The sequence below is a fragment of the Agrobacterium sp. 5Ca39 genome, from assembly GCF_055382365.1.
Map to the genome: position 1 here is coordinate 496870 of NZ_AP026437.1, position 15847 is coordinate 512716.

At 59.3% G+C, this 15847-nt stretch carries 15 protein-coding genes and 1 pseudogene; 6 read left to right on the forward strand and 10 right to left on the reverse strand.

What is annotated here, in order from left to right; genetic code table 11:
- Positions 1 to 6 precede the first annotated feature (6 nt).
- Positions 7 to 753, forward strand: coding sequence for a phosphate/phosphite/phosphonate ABC transporter substrate-binding protein (locus tag ACZ47E_RS16090; RefSeq protein ID WP_464017184.1), 747 nt, complete (start codon positions 7 to 9; stop codon positions 751 to 753).
- Between the two features lie 64 nt (positions 754 to 817).
- On the opposite strand, the gene ACZ47E_RS16095 is transcribed toward ACZ47E_RS16090, so the two are convergent.
- From ACZ47E_RS16095 to ACZ47E_RS16125, 7 genes are all read right to left on the reverse strand, one after another.
- Positions 818 to 2305: an HAL/PAL/TAL family ammonia-lyase gene (locus ACZ47E_RS16095; RefSeq protein WP_464017017.1), complete on the reverse strand. Its 1488-nt coding sequence runs from the start codon at positions 2303 to 2305 to the stop codon at positions 818 to 820.
- 88 nt (positions 2306 to 2393) lie between these two features.
- Complete coding sequence (hutC, locus tag ACZ47E_RS16100) at positions 2394 to 3134, reverse strand: histidine utilization repressor (RefSeq protein WP_034498429.1); 741 nt, start codon at positions 3132 to 3134, stop codon at positions 2394 to 2396.
- A gap of 100 nt (positions 3135 to 3234) precedes the next feature.
- Positions 3235 to 4149, reverse strand: coding sequence for an ABC transporter substrate-binding protein (locus ACZ47E_RS16105; RefSeq protein WP_113344102.1), 915 nt, complete (start codon positions 4147 to 4149; stop codon positions 3235 to 3237).
- Positions 4150 to 4210: 61 nt separating this feature from the next.
- Positions 4211 to 4882, reverse strand: a complete 672-nt coding sequence (locus ACZ47E_RS16110) for an ABC transporter permease (protein WP_004438136.1) — start codon at positions 4880 to 4882, stop codon at positions 4211 to 4213.
- Entirely contained in the window at positions 4879 to 5529 is a 651-nt protein-coding gene (locus ACZ47E_RS16115; protein WP_006698697.1) for an ABC transporter permease, read from the reverse strand. The genes ACZ47E_RS16110 and ACZ47E_RS16115 overlap by 4 nt, the downstream gene beginning before the upstream one ends.
- On the reverse strand, positions 5526 to 6638 hold the full coding sequence (locus ACZ47E_RS16120; RefSeq protein ID WP_464017018.1) for an ABC transporter ATP-binding protein: 1113 nt from the start codon (positions 6636 to 6638) through the stop codon (positions 5526 to 5528). The genes ACZ47E_RS16115 and ACZ47E_RS16120 overlap by 4 nt, the downstream gene beginning before the upstream one ends.
- Before the next feature lie 257 nt (positions 6639 to 6895).
- The gene (locus tag ACZ47E_RS16125) at positions 6896 to 7090 is read right to left on the reverse strand and encodes a hypothetical protein (RefSeq protein ID WP_464017019.1); all 195 of its coding nucleotides are present in this window, start codon (positions 7088 to 7090) and stop codon (positions 6896 to 6898) included.
- A gap of 196 nt (positions 7091 to 7286) precedes the next feature.
- Between ACZ47E_RS16125 and ACZ47E_RS16130 the strand changes: the two are divergent.
- From ACZ47E_RS16130 to ACZ47E_RS16150, 5 genes and pseudogenes are all read left to right on the forward strand, one after another.
- A pseudogene (locus ACZ47E_RS16130) lies at positions 7287 to 7436 on the forward strand (FAD-dependent oxidoreductase); the annotation flags it as partial.
- A 438-nt stretch (positions 7437 to 7874) separates the two neighbouring features.
- On the forward strand, positions 7875 to 8906 hold the full coding sequence (locus ACZ47E_RS16135; protein ID WP_464017185.1) for a GMC oxidoreductase: 1032 nt from the start codon (positions 7875 to 7877) through the stop codon (positions 8904 to 8906).
- A 112-nt stretch (positions 8907 to 9018) separates the two neighbouring features.
- The gene (locus tag ACZ47E_RS16140; protein WP_004438143.1) at positions 9019 to 9198 is read left to right on the forward strand and encodes a hypothetical protein; all 180 of its coding nucleotides are present in this window, start codon (positions 9019 to 9021) and stop codon (positions 9196 to 9198) included.
- Between the two features lie 78 nt (positions 9199 to 9276).
- A complete protein-coding gene (locus ACZ47E_RS16145) occupies positions 9277 to 10134 on the forward strand; it encodes an SDR family oxidoreductase (RefSeq protein WP_034498416.1) in 858 nt (285 codons plus the stop codon).
- 180 nt (positions 10135 to 10314) lie between these two features.
- Entirely contained in the window at positions 10315 to 12096 is a 1782-nt protein-coding gene (locus ACZ47E_RS16150; protein WP_464017020.1) for a thiamine pyrophosphate-binding protein, read from the forward strand.
- A 162-nt stretch (positions 12097 to 12258) separates the two neighbouring features.
- Here the strand turns inward: ACZ47E_RS16150 and ACZ47E_RS16155 are convergent, their stop codons facing one another.
- The 3 genes from ACZ47E_RS16155 to ACZ47E_RS16165 all read right to left on the reverse strand — a co-directional run bounded on the left by ACZ47E_RS16155 (position 12259) and on the right by ACZ47E_RS16165 (position 15820).
- Positions 12259 to 12573, reverse strand: coding sequence for a hypothetical protein (locus tag ACZ47E_RS16155; RefSeq protein ID WP_006698691.1), 315 nt, complete (start codon positions 12571 to 12573; stop codon positions 12259 to 12261).
- Between the two features lie 349 nt (positions 12574 to 12922).
- The gene (locus ACZ47E_RS16160) at positions 12923 to 14518 is read right to left on the reverse strand and encodes an EAL domain-containing protein (RefSeq protein WP_464017021.1); all 1596 of its coding nucleotides are present in this window, start codon (positions 14516 to 14518) and stop codon (positions 12923 to 12925) included.
- A 453-nt stretch (positions 14519 to 14971) separates the two neighbouring features.
- Positions 14972 to 15820 carry a LysR family transcriptional regulator gene (locus ACZ47E_RS16165; protein ID WP_004438158.1) on the reverse strand — a complete coding sequence of 283 codons (849 nt, stop codon included), beginning with the start codon at positions 15818 to 15820 and terminating at the stop codon, positions 14972 to 14974.
- Positions 15821 to 15847: the final 27 nt, after the last annotated feature.

Sequence of the window (15847 nt, forward strand, 5' to 3'; positions counted from 1 at the left end):
CTGCCGATGTATGACTGGCCGGAATTGCGTGCTGAGACCGATGCCGTGTGGGCGGGAATGCGCGTAAGATTTCTTGCGCAAGGCATCGATGCTCCCGAGCGCCTTGTCCGGCGCAACGCAGATATGCCGCCCGTTCCCGGTGGCATTCGTGATGAGGCAGGATCCGTCATCGCTCCGGATCCTGCCACGCTTGATCCTTTCTCCCTCGATCTCGCAGTCTTGTGGCGCCATCCAAACCTTCTCGTTTCCCAGACATGCTGGGGTCCTATGGAGCTTGGCCTCGAAGATCACGTCGAGGTCATCGGTCGGGGCAATTATGACGGGATCACAGGCGGCGCGGGTGCATTTTACTCAAGTGCCCTCATCGCCCGCATTGGTGAAGGCGGCGACGACGTCGCCCCGTCCGAGGAAGGCGAGGCAATTCTGCCGCTCGGATTTTTCAGTCAGAAAAGGCTGGCGTTTAATGAGCACCGGTCCCTGTCCGGTTATCTCAGCCTCAAACGCGATTTACAGGCGGCCGGTCAAGGCCTCGATATGTTCCGGGAACTGGTTGAGACTGGCTCGCACCGCGCTTCGGTGATTGCCGTTGCCCACGGTGATGCCGATATTGCCGCGATTGATTGCAAATCCTGGATGATTGCCCAACGATATGAGCCGGCAGCAGCAGGCCTTCACGTTGTCGGCTGGACCGCGCGGCGCAGAGGCCTGCCCTTCATCCGCGCTAAGGGTATGGATATTAAACTCGCCATGTGACGGAGAAGCTGGAAACAGTGTAGCCGTCAATCGGTTTTGCATGTGCCTGTAGCGCCGCCTGATATCAGTTTGGCGGCGTGTTTTGCGACATAAGGGATCGGATAGCCTCGATGTCCGCCGAGGGCGGCCGGTCATCCGAGTAAGGGGCGACATGGGTGCGGAGCAGGCCGTAGAGCGCGTCGGTACCGGGCGCCCTTGCCGCAACGGATTGAATGAAATCATGCGCCTGTGTCGCCGCCATCCATTCTATCGACAGGATATATTCGGCATTTTCGATAATTGCGAGGAGCTTGTTGGCGGCGGCGGTTGGATGGGCCAGGAAGTCTTCCTGCAGAGCGGAGGTCAGCCCGCCATCGGTGGAAGCGGGCGCCGCAAGGCGCCGGTTTTCGTTGGACAGCGCAGCTGCGGTATATTGCGCGATCATGAAACCGGAATGGCTGCCGGGATCGGAAGCGAGAAATGGAGGAAGCCCGCTCACCAGAGGGTTGACGAGCCTGTCAATCCGCCGTTCGCTCATCGCCGCGATCTGGGAGAGTGCGATGGCAAGACTATCGGCTGCCTGTCCAAGGGCCGGGGCCACCGCGTGAGCCTGCGACCATACGATGGGCTCTTCCGGTGACCCGGCGAGCGCCGGATTGTCTGTCACGGAGGCCAGTTCTCGGTCGATGATGGTCGCGCAGCTATCGAACACATCGCGTGCCGCGCCATGCGCGTGGGGAATGGCGCGCAGGCTGAGGGCATCCTGTGTACGCTTGCCAAACGACGCTTCGATGAGACCGCTGCCTTCAAGACGCGTCCTGAGGGCTTTTCCCACCGTTGCCATGCCCAGTGAGGAGCGTAGCGAGAGCACGGCTTCTCCGAAGGCCGACATCTGGCAACCGACCGCTTCCAGCGTCAGCGCGGCAATGGCATCCGCCCAATCAAGCAGCCGTGCTGCGCGTGCCAGAGCGACACTGGAGAGGCCCGTCGCACATGACGTGCCATTGACGAGGCTCAAACCTTCCTTGGCGCCAAGAACTAGCGGTTGAAGGCCCATTTCCGCCAAAGCGTCCCGACCGCTGAATGATTTGCCACCGAGCTTTGCCCTGCCTTCGCCAATCAACACGAGCGCAATATGGGCATTATGTATCAAATATCCGGCTGACCCTTTTGAGGGCACATCAGGGATACAGTCGCATTCCAGGAACCTCGTCAGATGGGCAACGATCTTCCTGCGGACACCGGAGTAACCATGGGCGAAATTGGCTATTTGTGAGGCAATGATTGCGCGTACCTCGTGACGGCCAAGCAATGGGCCGACGCCGCAGGCGTGACTGAGAACGATACTGCGGGAAAGCTTTCCCTGGGCAGCGCGATCGACCACCGTGTCAGCCAGAGCGCCAACACCGGTGTTGACGCCATAGGCACGGATACCGTTTTCAACGATGCCGTCGACAATTCGGCTTGCCCTTTCGATCCGCCGGTAGGCTTCGTCCGAAAGGACGAGATGATCGCCTTGGCTCACAAGGGCGACATCGTGCCAGCTCAGGGCCTTGTCCAGCATGACCGTCATGAGGTTCTCCTCGGGGAACGCCGTCTAGACGGAAGACGACGACATTGTGTTGCCATTGACTGATCCGGCTTGTACGCCTGCCTGTGTATCAGGTGCTGTACAGGCGGTAGCGGCTTCCGGGATAGAGCAGGCGCACCGACGAGATGACGCCAACGTCAGACCATGTCCGGCGTCGCACCAGAAGGCAGGGCTCTGCTTTGGAGATCGCCAAAAGCTTGCATTCCCACGGCTGCGCCGTAACGGCCTCGATATGTTGTTCAGCCCTGATGATCGGTGCCACGGCGGTGAGATAGCCGTTCGGCGTTCTGGTGCTGAAGTCCTGATTGACGTAATCCGGGACGATCCCGTGGTTTACGAAACGATCTTCGATCTGCATCGGGACGGAATCTTCCGCGTGGACGATAATCGAATGAGCAACCGTCGCGCCCACATCGACAGAGAGCGCTTCGGCGAGTTCGGCATCGCATGTCTCCATGCGAAGCAGAACGATCTTTGCCGTATGAATGCCGCCATTCTGGTTGATCTCGTCGGCAATATTGGGAACACTTTGGAATTGGGACGTTCGCTTTTTACTTGCAACGAACGAGCCTTTGCCTCGGACACGAACCAGAAATCCTTCGTCCGCGAGTTCGCGCAGCGCCCGGTTGGCGGTCATGCGGCTGACACCGAGCATGTCCACCAGTTCATTCTCCGATGGTACACGCTGGCCGATCGACCATTCGCCCGTTTCGACGCGGCTGCGAACGTAGTCCTTGAGTTTGACGTAAAGCGGCGGGGAAATTGCCGCTTCATCCTGCCGATTTTCGACCTGTTTCTTTACCGTGTGCATGGGTTCCAAGTCGCTTGGTCGTCACAGCCCGAAATCTCGGCGTCTGACATAGGGAAATGCATGTATGCGGGTATGGGTGTGCCATACCCGCAAATGATGATCAGTTCAACTTGTGAGCCGTGAGCCACTCTTCGGCGACGACGTCGAAGCTGTCATGATTGGCCAGTCGACCGTTCATGACGATGAGATCCTTGGTGGTCAAGGCTGCGGATACGGCGTTGAGCGTCGTTGTCACGACATCGCTGACCTTTGGTGTCGCGATAACCGGGACGATGTTCTGTGCCGGGAAGAGGTTCTTCACATCTTCAAGAATGATGAGATCATTGGCGGCAATGGCGGGATCCGTCGAGAAAAGGTTTGCCGCCTGCACCTGATCGTTCACCAGCGCAGACAGCGTCAAGGGACCGCCGACATCGAGCGACTTGAAGGACTTGAACTCCAGGCCGTAAATGTCCTTGAGGCCGATGATGCCTTCTTTACGGGTTTTCCATTCCGGCGGACCGCCGAGCACCAATTCTGAGGCGACCGGTGCCAGATCGGCAATTGTCTTCAGCTTGTATTTCTCGGCGGTTGCGCGTGTCACGGCGACGCCGTCCGAGTCCTGTGCTTCAGATGGCGTCAGCATCGACACGCCCTTTGGCAGAGCGGCCTTGAGCGCAGCCGCCACGTCCGCCGGTGCGTGCGCCGTGGCGTTTTTGTCGAGATAGCTCAGCGTCGCACCCGCATATTCGGGCAGGAGATCGATCGAGCCGTCGAGCAGGGCGGGGATGTAGACCTCACGGCTGCCGATGCTGAGTTTCGTCTCCACCTTGATGCCCTTTGCAGCAAGCGCCTTGGCGTAGATGGTCGCCAGAAGCTGGCTTTCGGGGAAGTCGGCAGAGCCGACGATGATGGTCGAGGTGTCCGTCCGCGCCGCCGGGGCCGCGCCCAGCGGGTCGGTCTGGCCAAACGATGTGGTCGCCGAAAGCGCCATGAAGGCCAATGCGCCAGCGACTTTTAAAATCCTGAATGCCATGCAGCTGCTCCTCTTGTTTTTTACTGGGTGAAAATGCGTCGGTCTTTCGGGCATGTCGCGCCTAATGGCGGCGCGTCAGTCCGGGTGAGATCGTCAGCTTCGAGATGATGCCTATCGTCAGGTCGACGGCCAGCGCCAGAGCGCCAACAAGCACGGCGCCCGCTGCCATCTGATAATAGTCGTTTTGCGCCCGCCCATCGATGATCAAGCGGCCCAGTCCGCCGAGTGACACGTAAGCGGCGATCGTTGCGGTTGAAATGATTTGCAATGTCGCGCTGCGCAGACCGGAAAAGATCAGCGGCAGTGCGCATGGCAGTTCCACGTCGAAGAGAATGTCGAGCGGGCGTTTGCCCATGCCGCGCGCCGCATCGACCGCGGCCGGATCAACCGCCGCAACGCCGGCATATGTGCCATTCATGATGGGCGGCACCGCCAGAAGCACCAGAACGACGATGCTGGGGAGAATAAAGGCCATGTCTGACGAAAAGACGGGTCCGAACAGGATTACCAGCAGAACGATCAGGCCAAGGCTCGGAAGTGCACGTAAGGCATTGGCGAGACCGGCGATCAGGAAAACGCCACGGCCGGTGTGTCCGACATAGAGGCCGACCGGCAGGCCGATCAGGCACGCAAAAAAGAGGGCGATGGAACTATACACCAGGTGCTGCACAATAAGCGCGAAGACACCGTCATTGCCGGTCCAGTGTGCCGGGTTTGAAAACCAGTCGATCATCTTTCAGCACCTCCAGCCTGCCACGGTGTGAGACGACGCGCGATGAAAAGCACAATGCCATCCAGAAGGACCGCCAGAACAATACACAGGATAATGCCTGCAATGATCGGTGTCAGAAAGCGCAGTTGCAGTCCCTGTGTGAAAAGCAGGCCGAGCTGGGGTGTCCCCACGAGCGCCGCGACCGAGACGATGCTGACATTCGAAACCACGGCTACGCGCAGGCCCGCTGCAATCACGGGAACGGCGAGGGGAAGTTCGACGAAGAGCAGACGGTGCATGGGGCGATACCCCATGGCATTTGCGGCCTGGACAACATCCGGCGACACCGACTCCAGTCCGTCGCTGACGGTTCGCACCAGAAGAGCCAGCGCATAGATCGTCAGTGCGACGACGACGTTCAGAGGATCGAGGATGCGTGTACCCAACACGAGCGGCAGAAGGACGAACAGCGCCAGCGAAGGAATGGTGTAAAGCAGCCCGGCTGCGCCGAGCATTGCGGAGCGAAAAAGACCTGCCCGCTGCGCGAGCCATCCGAGGGGCAGCGCCAGGATGAGTCCGATCACAACGGGGATGACGGAAAGCCATACGTGCCAGGCGAACAGTTCGGCGATGCGGCCGGATTCGCGGTATAACCAGTCGAACCTCATGACCTCGTCCCCTGACGGCCGTTGCGCGCGGCCTCAATCGCGGCCACAACATCAGGCAAGGTCACAGTGCCAACGAGTTCGCCGGACGGCCTCACAATAACGCCCCGGCCTGAAGGTGAACTGAGCGCCGCGTCGAGGACGTGGCGCAGGCTGCTCCCCTTGACAGCGAGGGTCCCGCTGAGATTAAGGTCGCCTTCGCGCACGGTATTTCCGGTGCTTTCAACGTCCACCCAGCCGAGCGGACGATTTGCGGCGTCGGTTATCAGGACCCAACGGTCTGTGGCAATCTGACGGAGTGACTCGGGACTGGTGCCGAGGGGCGCCGTCGGCTCCTTGCCAAGAGAAATGCCTTCCTTGAACTCGGCGAAACCGAGGATCCGGTAGCCGCGATCGCGGCCGATGAAGTCTGCGACGAATTCATCCGCCGGCCGCGCAAGCAACTCCTGTGGCGTGGCAATTTGCGCCAGCGTACCGCCGGTGCGCAGCACCGCCACCTGGTCCCCAAGCTTCAGTGCCTCGTCGATATCATGTGTCACCATGATGATGGTTTTGCCGATTTCGCGCTGAAGACGCAGGAATTCATCCTGTAACTGCGCGCGAACGACCGGATCGACCGCACTGAAGGGCTCGTCCATCAACATGAATTTCGGATCCGACGCCAAAGCCCGGGCAACGCCAACACGCTGTTGCTGTCCACCGGATAGCTGCCACGGATACCGATCGGCAAAGGCAGCCGACAGTCCTACGCGCTCCAGCAGATCGTGCGCGGTGCGAAGCGCCTGCTGCTTGGGGGTGCCGTTCAGGCGCGCTGTCGTCGCGATATTCTGCACCACCGTTCGATGGGGAAAGAGACCAGCGTTCTGGATGACGTACCCTATCCGACGCCGCAGCAGCGCTACGTCCATCTTTTCCGTGGGTTCGCCGTCAAGAAGGATCGACCCGGACGAAGGCGTGATCAGCTGGTTGATCATGCGCAGCGATGTGGTCTTGCCGCAGCCTGAGGGGCCAACGAAAATGGTCAATTTTCCTGTCGGCGCGGTGAGCGACAACCTGTCTACAGCCGTTGTCGCGCCACGATAATGCTTGCTGACCTGATCGAACGTTATCACGCACACAATCCTCTGTAGCCGGGGTTTTTGACCACCCTCTATTGCTGCCCTCAAGTTGTCTATACAATCACGAAGTTTTCGATTTCGCAAGCGGGTGTGCCTAAAGATTTCGCGTGTCGCGATTTTGATAATTCTTTGGGCGATTTACGTGGGGTGTGAGGAACGTGACCGTTTGAAATTGAAAGAGAAATCGCCCCGCACTGTCTTTCGCCCAAGTCGGTGGAAAGGGGGGGCTGCCCCAGTTAGCAATCACGATGTCAAGAAAAACTTCTGCGCGGGCTGAGCGCGGGGCGACGGTTAACGCTGGCTTCGTTTCGGAAACTCAGCGGCAGACATGTGTGTTGCCGGTGAATGATGCCGCTCGCACCGTTGCCGTAGATAAGCTGCTGGAAGCTCGCGCCCGGGTCGTGGCCCGTTGGCTGGAACGGCGAGGCTTTGAAATTGCTCTTCATCTGCATGGTTCCGAAGCCGCTGCCGCATAAGCTCTTCTCTTGCACTCGGGTCTGCGTCCGGCGAGCTCTCTGGCTAGCCTGTACGGCGCTCCCGCCCGGGGGGGCGAGTGGCGCGAAGTGAACGGTGAAAACTTGGCATTGCAAGGCACCCCCCACCATCCGTTAGTGTGAAAATGATCCGTGGAAGCGAGGGGTGATGGTCGAATACAATCCGGGCGCGTCTTCGATATCGTTTCAGGTTTGCGTTATTGGGGCGGGGCCGGTCGGGCTCGCGCTTGCCTTTGCCCTCGAAAGGCAGGGCGTAAGTGTTCTGCTGATGGAGGCGGGCCGAAATGGCCATGATGGACGGCTTGCCAGCATTACAAACCACCACCATGCGCCTCTGGCTTCTTCAACGGCAGGAGGGCTTGGCGGGACCACGTCACTGTGGGGCGGGCGTTGCGTGCCGTTCGATGACATTGACTTTCTCGAGCGTGTGCATGTTCCCAATTCCGGGTGGCCGATCGGTCATGAGAGTATAAGCCGCTATTATGCCGATGCCCTGCACTTTCTGAATGTCAGGGCTTCGGCTCTGTCGCCGGGCGTCGGTGCTTCACCGGCGGGAGATGTCCATCTTGACTCTATCGAGTGGTGGAGCAGCCAGCCGGACCTTGGCGTGACATGCCGGGAGCGAATTGAAAAATCCCGTTTGATACATTTTCTTTCGGATACATCCGCAACGACAATCGATGTCGACGCCACGGGGGCGGTTACGGATGTCCGGCTCAGCAACGGGCATGGCGACATGCGCGTTCCGGTAACGACGCTTGTGCTGGCCTGCGGCGGCGTGGGCAATGTCCGCTTGCTTCACGAACTACGCAAGAAACAGCCCGAGCGTATTTCTCCGACGCTCGGGCATTATTATCAAGGCCATCTTACCGGTTATATTGCCGTGATCGAGCTTGAGAATGACGCCACGGTGGAACAGCTGTCTTTTCAAAGAGCGCCTTCCGGTGGAATTTTCCGTCGAAGGTTCCAGCTTTCAGGCGATGTCCAGCAGCGTCTGGGTCTGCTCAATTCTGTCTTCTGGCTCGATACCATCTCCATATCGAACGCGATTCACCATTCTGCCGGTCTTTCCGCCCTCTTTCTCGCCCTGCAATTAACCGGACTTTATGGTCTGCTGGCCAAGGGCAAGGCCGCAGGGTCCCGCCTGAGCACAGGCGTTCGTTATCGCGAGCATTTCCGGAATCTGGTCCCTACATTGACGGCTTTTCGCGATCTGCAGGCCACAGTCGGCCAGCTCCTCCGCCGCCGCGATCGCAATAAACCGCTCGTGAATCCGGCACGGCGCTATCTCCTGCGTTATCACGCAGAGCAGATACCTGATCACGCCAGCACGGTTCTGCCGGCTCCCGCCGGCGTGGAGGATCGGCCCGCCGCTGTTGCGATAGACTACCGGGTCAGCGAGGAAGATCTGGAGTCGATCGAAAAATCCCATGCTTTTCTGGATCAGTGGCTGCGGGAAAATGGGGTAGGGAAGCTCGACTTTCTACACCCCTCTTCAGAGCGGAGGCAGGCTCTTCATGTTCAGGCCTATGACGGGTTCCATCAGATCGGCTTGACCCGGATGGCTGCAACAGCCGATGCGGGCGTGGTCGATAGTGACTGCAAGGTCCACGGTATCGCCAATCTCTATGTCGCCGGGAGCTGCGTGTTCCCAACGGGCGGGCACGCCAATCCCACCTTGTCGGCCGTAGCGCTTGCCATGCGGCTTGCCGACCATCTGGGCCAAAAGCTCAAGGGCCACGAGCCAGCGTTCCACGCCGGTCCGTGAAATACGTCCTCACGAAATGTTAAATCTCGGAACTCCTTTCGGGCCGCGCAGTTCGACTGGTGCGGGCCATGAGGCGCGCGAGTGATAAATCACCAACATGAGGAGACATACCATGGCAAATCAGGGTGGTACGCACGAACAGCACGTGAAAGCAGGCCAGCAGAGCCATAAAGGCAGCGATAAGCGTTCGCAGTCTGCATCGGCCTCCGGCGGCGGTGACAACGGCAAAACCCGCGGCGGCACGCATGAGCAGCATGTAAAGGCCGGCCAGCAGAGCCATAAAAACTCCTAGTGACTACCGATAGCCGAAAGATCCCCGCGCGCGCCGCGGGGATTTCTTTGTTTATTTTGTGAAAGACAGGAAAGCTCCATGACCGGTTACCCGCAGCCCCCTTTTCCAGAACAGCAACAGAAAATCCCAGGCCGTACCAATGAGATGTCACCTGTTCCTGATCACGGTGAAAAGACCTATGTAGGGTCTGGCCGACTGGAGGGAAAAAAGGCGATCATTACCGGTGGCGATAGCGGTATCGGGCGGGCAGTCGCCATCGCTTATGCGCGCGAGGGCGCCGATATATTGATAGCGTATCTCGACGAACACGATGACGCTGAAGAAACGAGGCGTCTGGTAGAGGAAGCCGGACGCAGGGCGGTTCTGGTGGCGGGCGACATCCAGTCATCCTCCCATTGCCGCCAGATTGTCGAAAAGGCCCGTACGGAACTGGGCGGCATCGACATCCTCGTCAACAACGCGGCCCATCAGAACACCTTCACCGAAATAGAAGACATCAGTGACGACGAGTGGGAGATGACTTTTGCCGTCAATATCCACGCAATGTTCTATCTGACGAAGGCAGCCGTTCCACATATGAAGGCCGGAGCGGCAATCATCAACACCGCCTCCGTCAATTCCGACAGTCCCAATCCGACTCTCCTTGCTTATGCGACCACGAAGGGCGCGATCCAGAATTTTACGGCTGGCCTGGCGCAGCTGCTGGCGGAAAAAGGCATCCGGGCGAATGCGGTCGCGCCCGGTCCGATCTGGACACCCCTCATACCCTCCACCATGCCCGCGGAAAAAGTAGCCGAGTTTGGCAAGCAGGTGCCGATGAAGCGCCCAGGACAGCCAGCCGAATTGGCGACAACCTATGTCATGCTGGCTGATCCTCTTTCGAGCTATGTGTCCGGCGCAACCATAGCCGTGACCGGCGGCAAGCCGATCATCTGAACCCGGTGGCAAGCCGTGTGGAGGGGCGCGTGCCTGGGTGACGGGTTTGCTGCCTTGGGGCTCGCTTCGGCCGCGGCGATGGCCCCGACAGCGTCGTATCGTGGAGCCGAATACGACTCTCTTGGAAAATGAGCATCCCGACGGCAATCGGCGGGGTGCGACAGGAGCGAGGAACGGACAATGACCACAGCAGCCGATATTCTGGTGGAGACATTGATCGAATGGAACGTCGATACCGTCTTCGGTCTTCCGGGCGATGGTATCAATGGCGTGATGGAAGCGCTGCGCAAGCGTCAGGACGCCGTAAGGTTTATCCAGACCCGGCATGAGCAGTCTGCGGCCTTCATGGCGACGGCCTACGCCAAATGGACGGGAAAGCTGGGGGTCTGTCTCGCTACCTCGGGACCCGGCGGCACCAATCTGCTGACAGGCCTCTATGATGCCAAACTCGATCAGGTTCCTGTCCTTGCGATCACCGGGATGCAATATCATGACCTAGTCGAAACCTTTACGCAGCAGGATGTTGACCTGACACGGGTCTTTGAAGATGTCAGCGTCTACAATACTGTTGTCAGCGACGCGGCACATATGGAAAATGTCGCCAGCCTTGCCTGCCGGACCGCTCTCGCCCGCCGCGGTGTAGCGCATCTTTCGGTCGCCAACGACACGCAGGAGAAGCCGGCAGAAGAGGAAGGCCGATCCCGGCGAAACCTGCCGAGGCACGTTCCGAATGAATGGTTCTCTTACCGCCACGAACCCGCTGACTCTCTTGTCCGAGAGGCCGCCGGCTTGCTCAACGGCGGAAAAAGGGTGGCTATCCTGGCCGGGCGCGGTGCTGTCGAAGCGCGCGACCAGCTGAAGCAAAGCGCGGAACTGCTGGGCGCACCGGTGGCGAAGGCGCTTCTCGGCAAGGCGGCCTTGGATGATGACGACCCATACACCACCGGCGGTATCGGTATCCTGGGCACTGCACCATCCCAGGAAATCATGAAAAACTGCGACACGTTGCTGATTGTCGGATCGACTTTTCCCTATATCGAATTTTACCCTGATCCCCGGGCAGTCAAGGCAGTCCAGATCGATCTCGACCCGCAACGCATTGGGCTTCGTCATCCGGTGCAGTGTGGCCTTGTGGGCGATGCGGGCGACATATTGCGCCGCCTGAACGCCATGCTGGACAAAAAGGGCGACCGGTCTTTTCTTGAAGCCGCACAGGACCAGATGCGCGGGTGGCGTGAGCAGATGGCGCTTCTGACCTCGGACCGCTCGCACCCATTGAAGCCACAGGCGGTGGCTCACGCCTTCGGGCGACGCATGCGTTCGGACGCAATGCTCGTGACCGACTCAGGCCAGAATACCGAGTTGGCGGCGCGCCACATCGATCTTAGGACCACAAACGCCTTTTCCGTTTCGGGTGCACTCGCCTCGATGGCCTCCGGTTTGCCCTATGCCATTGCCGCAGGACTGGCGTGTCCCGGCCGGCATGTGCATGCGGTTGTGGGCGATGGCGGCCTTGCAATGCAACTGGGCGAATTTTCCACCGCCGTGCGGCATCGCCTGCCGCTCAGGATCCTGGTCATATGCAATGGAATGTTGAACCAGATCGCCTGGGAGCAGATGATGTTCCTCGGCCACCCGCAATTCGCCTGCGAACTCGCGCCGATCAACTTTGCCGCGGCGGCAGATGCGATGGGGGGAAGAGGTTTCACGATCTCCACATTTGATGAGATCGAGCGGCTTCTTGACGAGGCATTCGCAGTGGAGGGACCGGTCATTATCCAAGCCAATGTCGATAGATACGAACCGATGATGCCACCGAAAATGCCGAAGGATTACGCAGCAAACTTCAAGAAGGCTCTACCGCAAACCTCTGGCCATCTGCGGATCGAAGAAAACATCGCGCGCGAACCGCTGCTGACGATGATGCGGGGCGGAGAGAACGCTGAAACCGACGGAGACTGAACGGTGCCGGTTGGTAAGGCAGGTGACCGCCCTTGGCTGATTGCTCAGCCACGCACGCCTCCTGAACGGTTTCCCCGGCATTCATGTTGCACGCATCGGATGTCATGACGTCCTGGACGTCATCAGGGCCTCTGGTTGGCGAACACACGATCGGTTTACGGTTCAATGCTGTGCATGCTGTTCATTGCGCTTGCGGGTGGCCGCAGCCTTCTTGGCGGAGGCGGACCGTTCGGCCTTGGGTCTCGCAGCCGCGGCCTCGCCGCCCTTGCGGCCACCCTTTTTCGATGGCGCGTGGTTTTCCGCATGTCCGCGGCCGGCGCCGGATTTCTTGCCACCGCCGCTCTCCTTGTTCACAGTAGCCCAGGCCCTGCGTTCGGCCTCTTTTTCGGGTACGCCACGATCCTCATATCCTTCTTCGATATGTTCGGCCTTGCGCTTCTGCTTGTCCGTGTAGGACGATTTGTCGCCGCGGGGCATCGCGTTTCTCCTGTTGTTGAACCGCCCCTAACTCGCCTCGCCAGATGATGTTCCCGCCGGCTGAGGTTCGCGCTTTTCTCTCAGGGGTATCAATTGCTGCCCATGGGATGCGCATGAAGTCAAAAAACGCCTGTCAGGGAACAATTGCCGCAGTGCCCGGTTCGAGAGCGGCCCGTCCGATGGGCTGTGTGGCCAAGCGCTCCGAAACTGCCCTTGGCTTGGTCACCGTGGACGACCTCCCCAACTGGCCTCCTCCAAGATGCTTTTGGGGAGGTCTCTTTTTGAGATATTGCAGTTTCAACCTGTGTTGCCTGCCAGCCCGGGTTTCGACCTCGCACACGACCATGTCCTATTTGCCCGCCGCCTTGATGATTTCGGGAGAGGCGCCGTGTTTCTGCTTCGTGTGACGATGGTAGGCAAGGAATTCGCTGGCGGAAAGCGCTTTCGCAAACAGCCATCCTTGACCGAAATCCACACCCTGACCTTCCAGATAGTCCCGCTGGTCTTCCGCCTCGATACCTTCTGCCACGGTGAACAGGCCAAGCGCTTTCGCCATGCCGATGATGTGTGATGTGACCGAACTCGTTGCGGTATCTTTGCCCACCGTGTCGACAAAGGATTTGTCTATCTTCAACGCGTCCAGGGGAAGGCCCTGCAAATATTGAAGGCTGGAGTAGCCGGTTCCGAAATCGTCGATCGCCACCGAATGGCCGCGCTGGCGCGCCTCGGCAAGGGTGACCTTTGCCGCGTTGATGTCGATGAAGCCGCGCTCGGTGGCCTCAAGCCAGATCTGCTCGGGCCGGATGTCCGTATGCTGAAGCTTGCTGGCGATGACCGCGAGAACACGCCCAGACTTGATATCGTCGGCGCAGAGATTAATGGCGATGTGTAGGGTCCGGTCCTCGACAAGCACCTTGCGAAGATCGGCAATGACGGCGTCGATGACCTGATCGGTGATCGGCATGATCAGGCCGCTTTCTTCCGCCAGGGGGATAAACAGGTCGGGGCGGACAAGCGTACCGTCCGGCCGCCTCCATCGCACCAGCGCTTCCGCCCCCACGCAGATGCCCGTCTTCAATTCCACGATCGGCTGGTAATGAACGATGAATTCCCGTTTGCGAACGGCTATCTCGAGCTCCGCGAGTGGCGACAGGCGCCTCTTCGACAACCATGCCACGATGCCGACCACAAAGGCCGCGACAATTGCCCCGGCGGGAAGAAACAAGATCCGTTCACGCCGCACCTGCTCTGCGACGTTGGAACGTGGCTCCATCGCAATCGCCACCAGATCGTCATGGCGGCTGACAGCATAGATGGTGTCTTCCGTCATGCCCTTTTCGGGCTTGCCGAGCGGTGCCGGCACCAGGGCGCGGTCAGGTGCATTCAGTTCATTTATCAAAATGCCCCGGTCGTTCGTAAGAGCGAGGGACATGCTGTCGTCCATGAGGATGTCGACAAAACGCGAGGGTTTGACAAGTGCGCCGTGCGCGCCGTGGTGAAGGGCGATCATCCGTGTGCCGCGGCTGGCGCTTGGCTCCACGCGAATAGCCACCTCTAATCCCTGACCGGTCGTAAAATCGATCGGCGATTGGCGTATCGTTTCCTGGGTGGCTCCCCAGGAGGTGCATTTCAGGACGCCGTTTTCGAAATATCCGATTTCTTCCACTGAGGGTGCATTTATCGTCAGTCTGCGCATCAGTTCTATGTGGTCGTTGGAACAGGAAGGCAAGCGGGCAGCTTCCACCTCATCGAGCGCATTCTCTGCGTCCCGGAACGTGTCCGACGCCCGTTGAATAGCCTGATCGGCAAGCGTCTTCAAAATGTTCTGGTCCTTCCTGACCGCGATGATCCATGACGCGTAGGCCATGGTGGCGATCGGTATCATCGCGCCGAGAAGCCCCAGAATTATTCCAGTCGTGATGACGCGGTTTCGTCTTGTTTCCATCACCGGTCCCTCGGCATGTCCAATGCTGGCCCCATAGCCATCAACCCCATGAGATATTTCTGCCGCAGATGGTCGCCTGCCCATGTGCACCCGGAAGGGGCGTCCGAAGGTTTGACCAAATGGCTGCCCTGATCGCTGGATACACGTTTTCGTTGAGCGGGTCTTGATCCGAAGTGATCCCTCGACGCAATTCCAAGCTCTGTCGGAATTATCTCAACGATCCGGCCTGCCGTTACGCCGGATTCTTACGGGTGGTTTCTCGGGCTTTGTTAAAGGTGGCCGTTCACCTGAGGTTCATGTGCAGGAGGCGAATTTGTCTCCGGTCGCTCCGCCAAGCGGCACGATAGAGGCTCGTTGTTTGAAAAGAACAACGGGCCTCTTTTGGTTCTGGGGCAAAACTGTATTGCGTTCATCCAAAAGCCGCGCGAATGCGGTGGCCTTGGGTGGAATGTTTCAAGGGGTCAACCCTGGAAGAACGGCACGGATGTGATCACCCAAAGCCCTGGCCGCCGGGGAGCTCTGCGGGCCGGAGCATTCGATTGCTATGCCGATTGTCGGCAGCGGAGGCAGCCAGCTTTTAACGACATGCAGATCCGGTGGAACAGCGGTTCTCGTGAGCACGCTGATGGCATGGCCGGATCGCGCAATTGCGATGAGACCCGCAAGGCTGTTGCTGGCAAAGGCGATCCTGTAGCGGCGATTGGCTGTTTCCATGGCGTTGCACGCCGCGCGATGATCCAGCGTCGCTGGCGCCGAAAGAGCGAGCGGCAGCACATCCTTGGCAAGAAGTTCCGTGTCCGGCCTGTCGGCCACCCAGACGAAGCTTTCCCTTCGAAGAACCTCGGAGTGATCCGGTTCCGAGCGCGAAACCAGCGCCATGTCGATCTGACGGCGCTGAAGGAGAGGGCGCAACTCTATCGTCGGCGCGCAGACCATACGCAAATCGACTTCCGGATAGGTGGCGCAGAAGCCCCTGAGCAATTCGGGAAGAAAGGCGATGGAGTAATCTTCGGGACATCCGAGGCTAACCGTGCCCTGGACCGTGGCGCCGTTCATGTCGGCGAGGATTTCGTCATGACGGGCCAGCAGGGTACTGGCATGGGCCAGCAGTTTTTCGCCCGCCGCCGTCACCCGTACGCCCGCACCGGTTCGTTGCAGCAACGGTTGCCCCACCTGTTCTTCCAGCCGCTGCATCTGTGTGCTGAGCGCCGATTGCGTGCGCCCCACCTGCGTCGCTGCGGTGCTGATGGAGCCTGCGCGGGCAACGGTGACAAAGTTCTTCAGAAGTGTGAGATCAAGCATGGCGATATCAAAATTATCTATATCCGC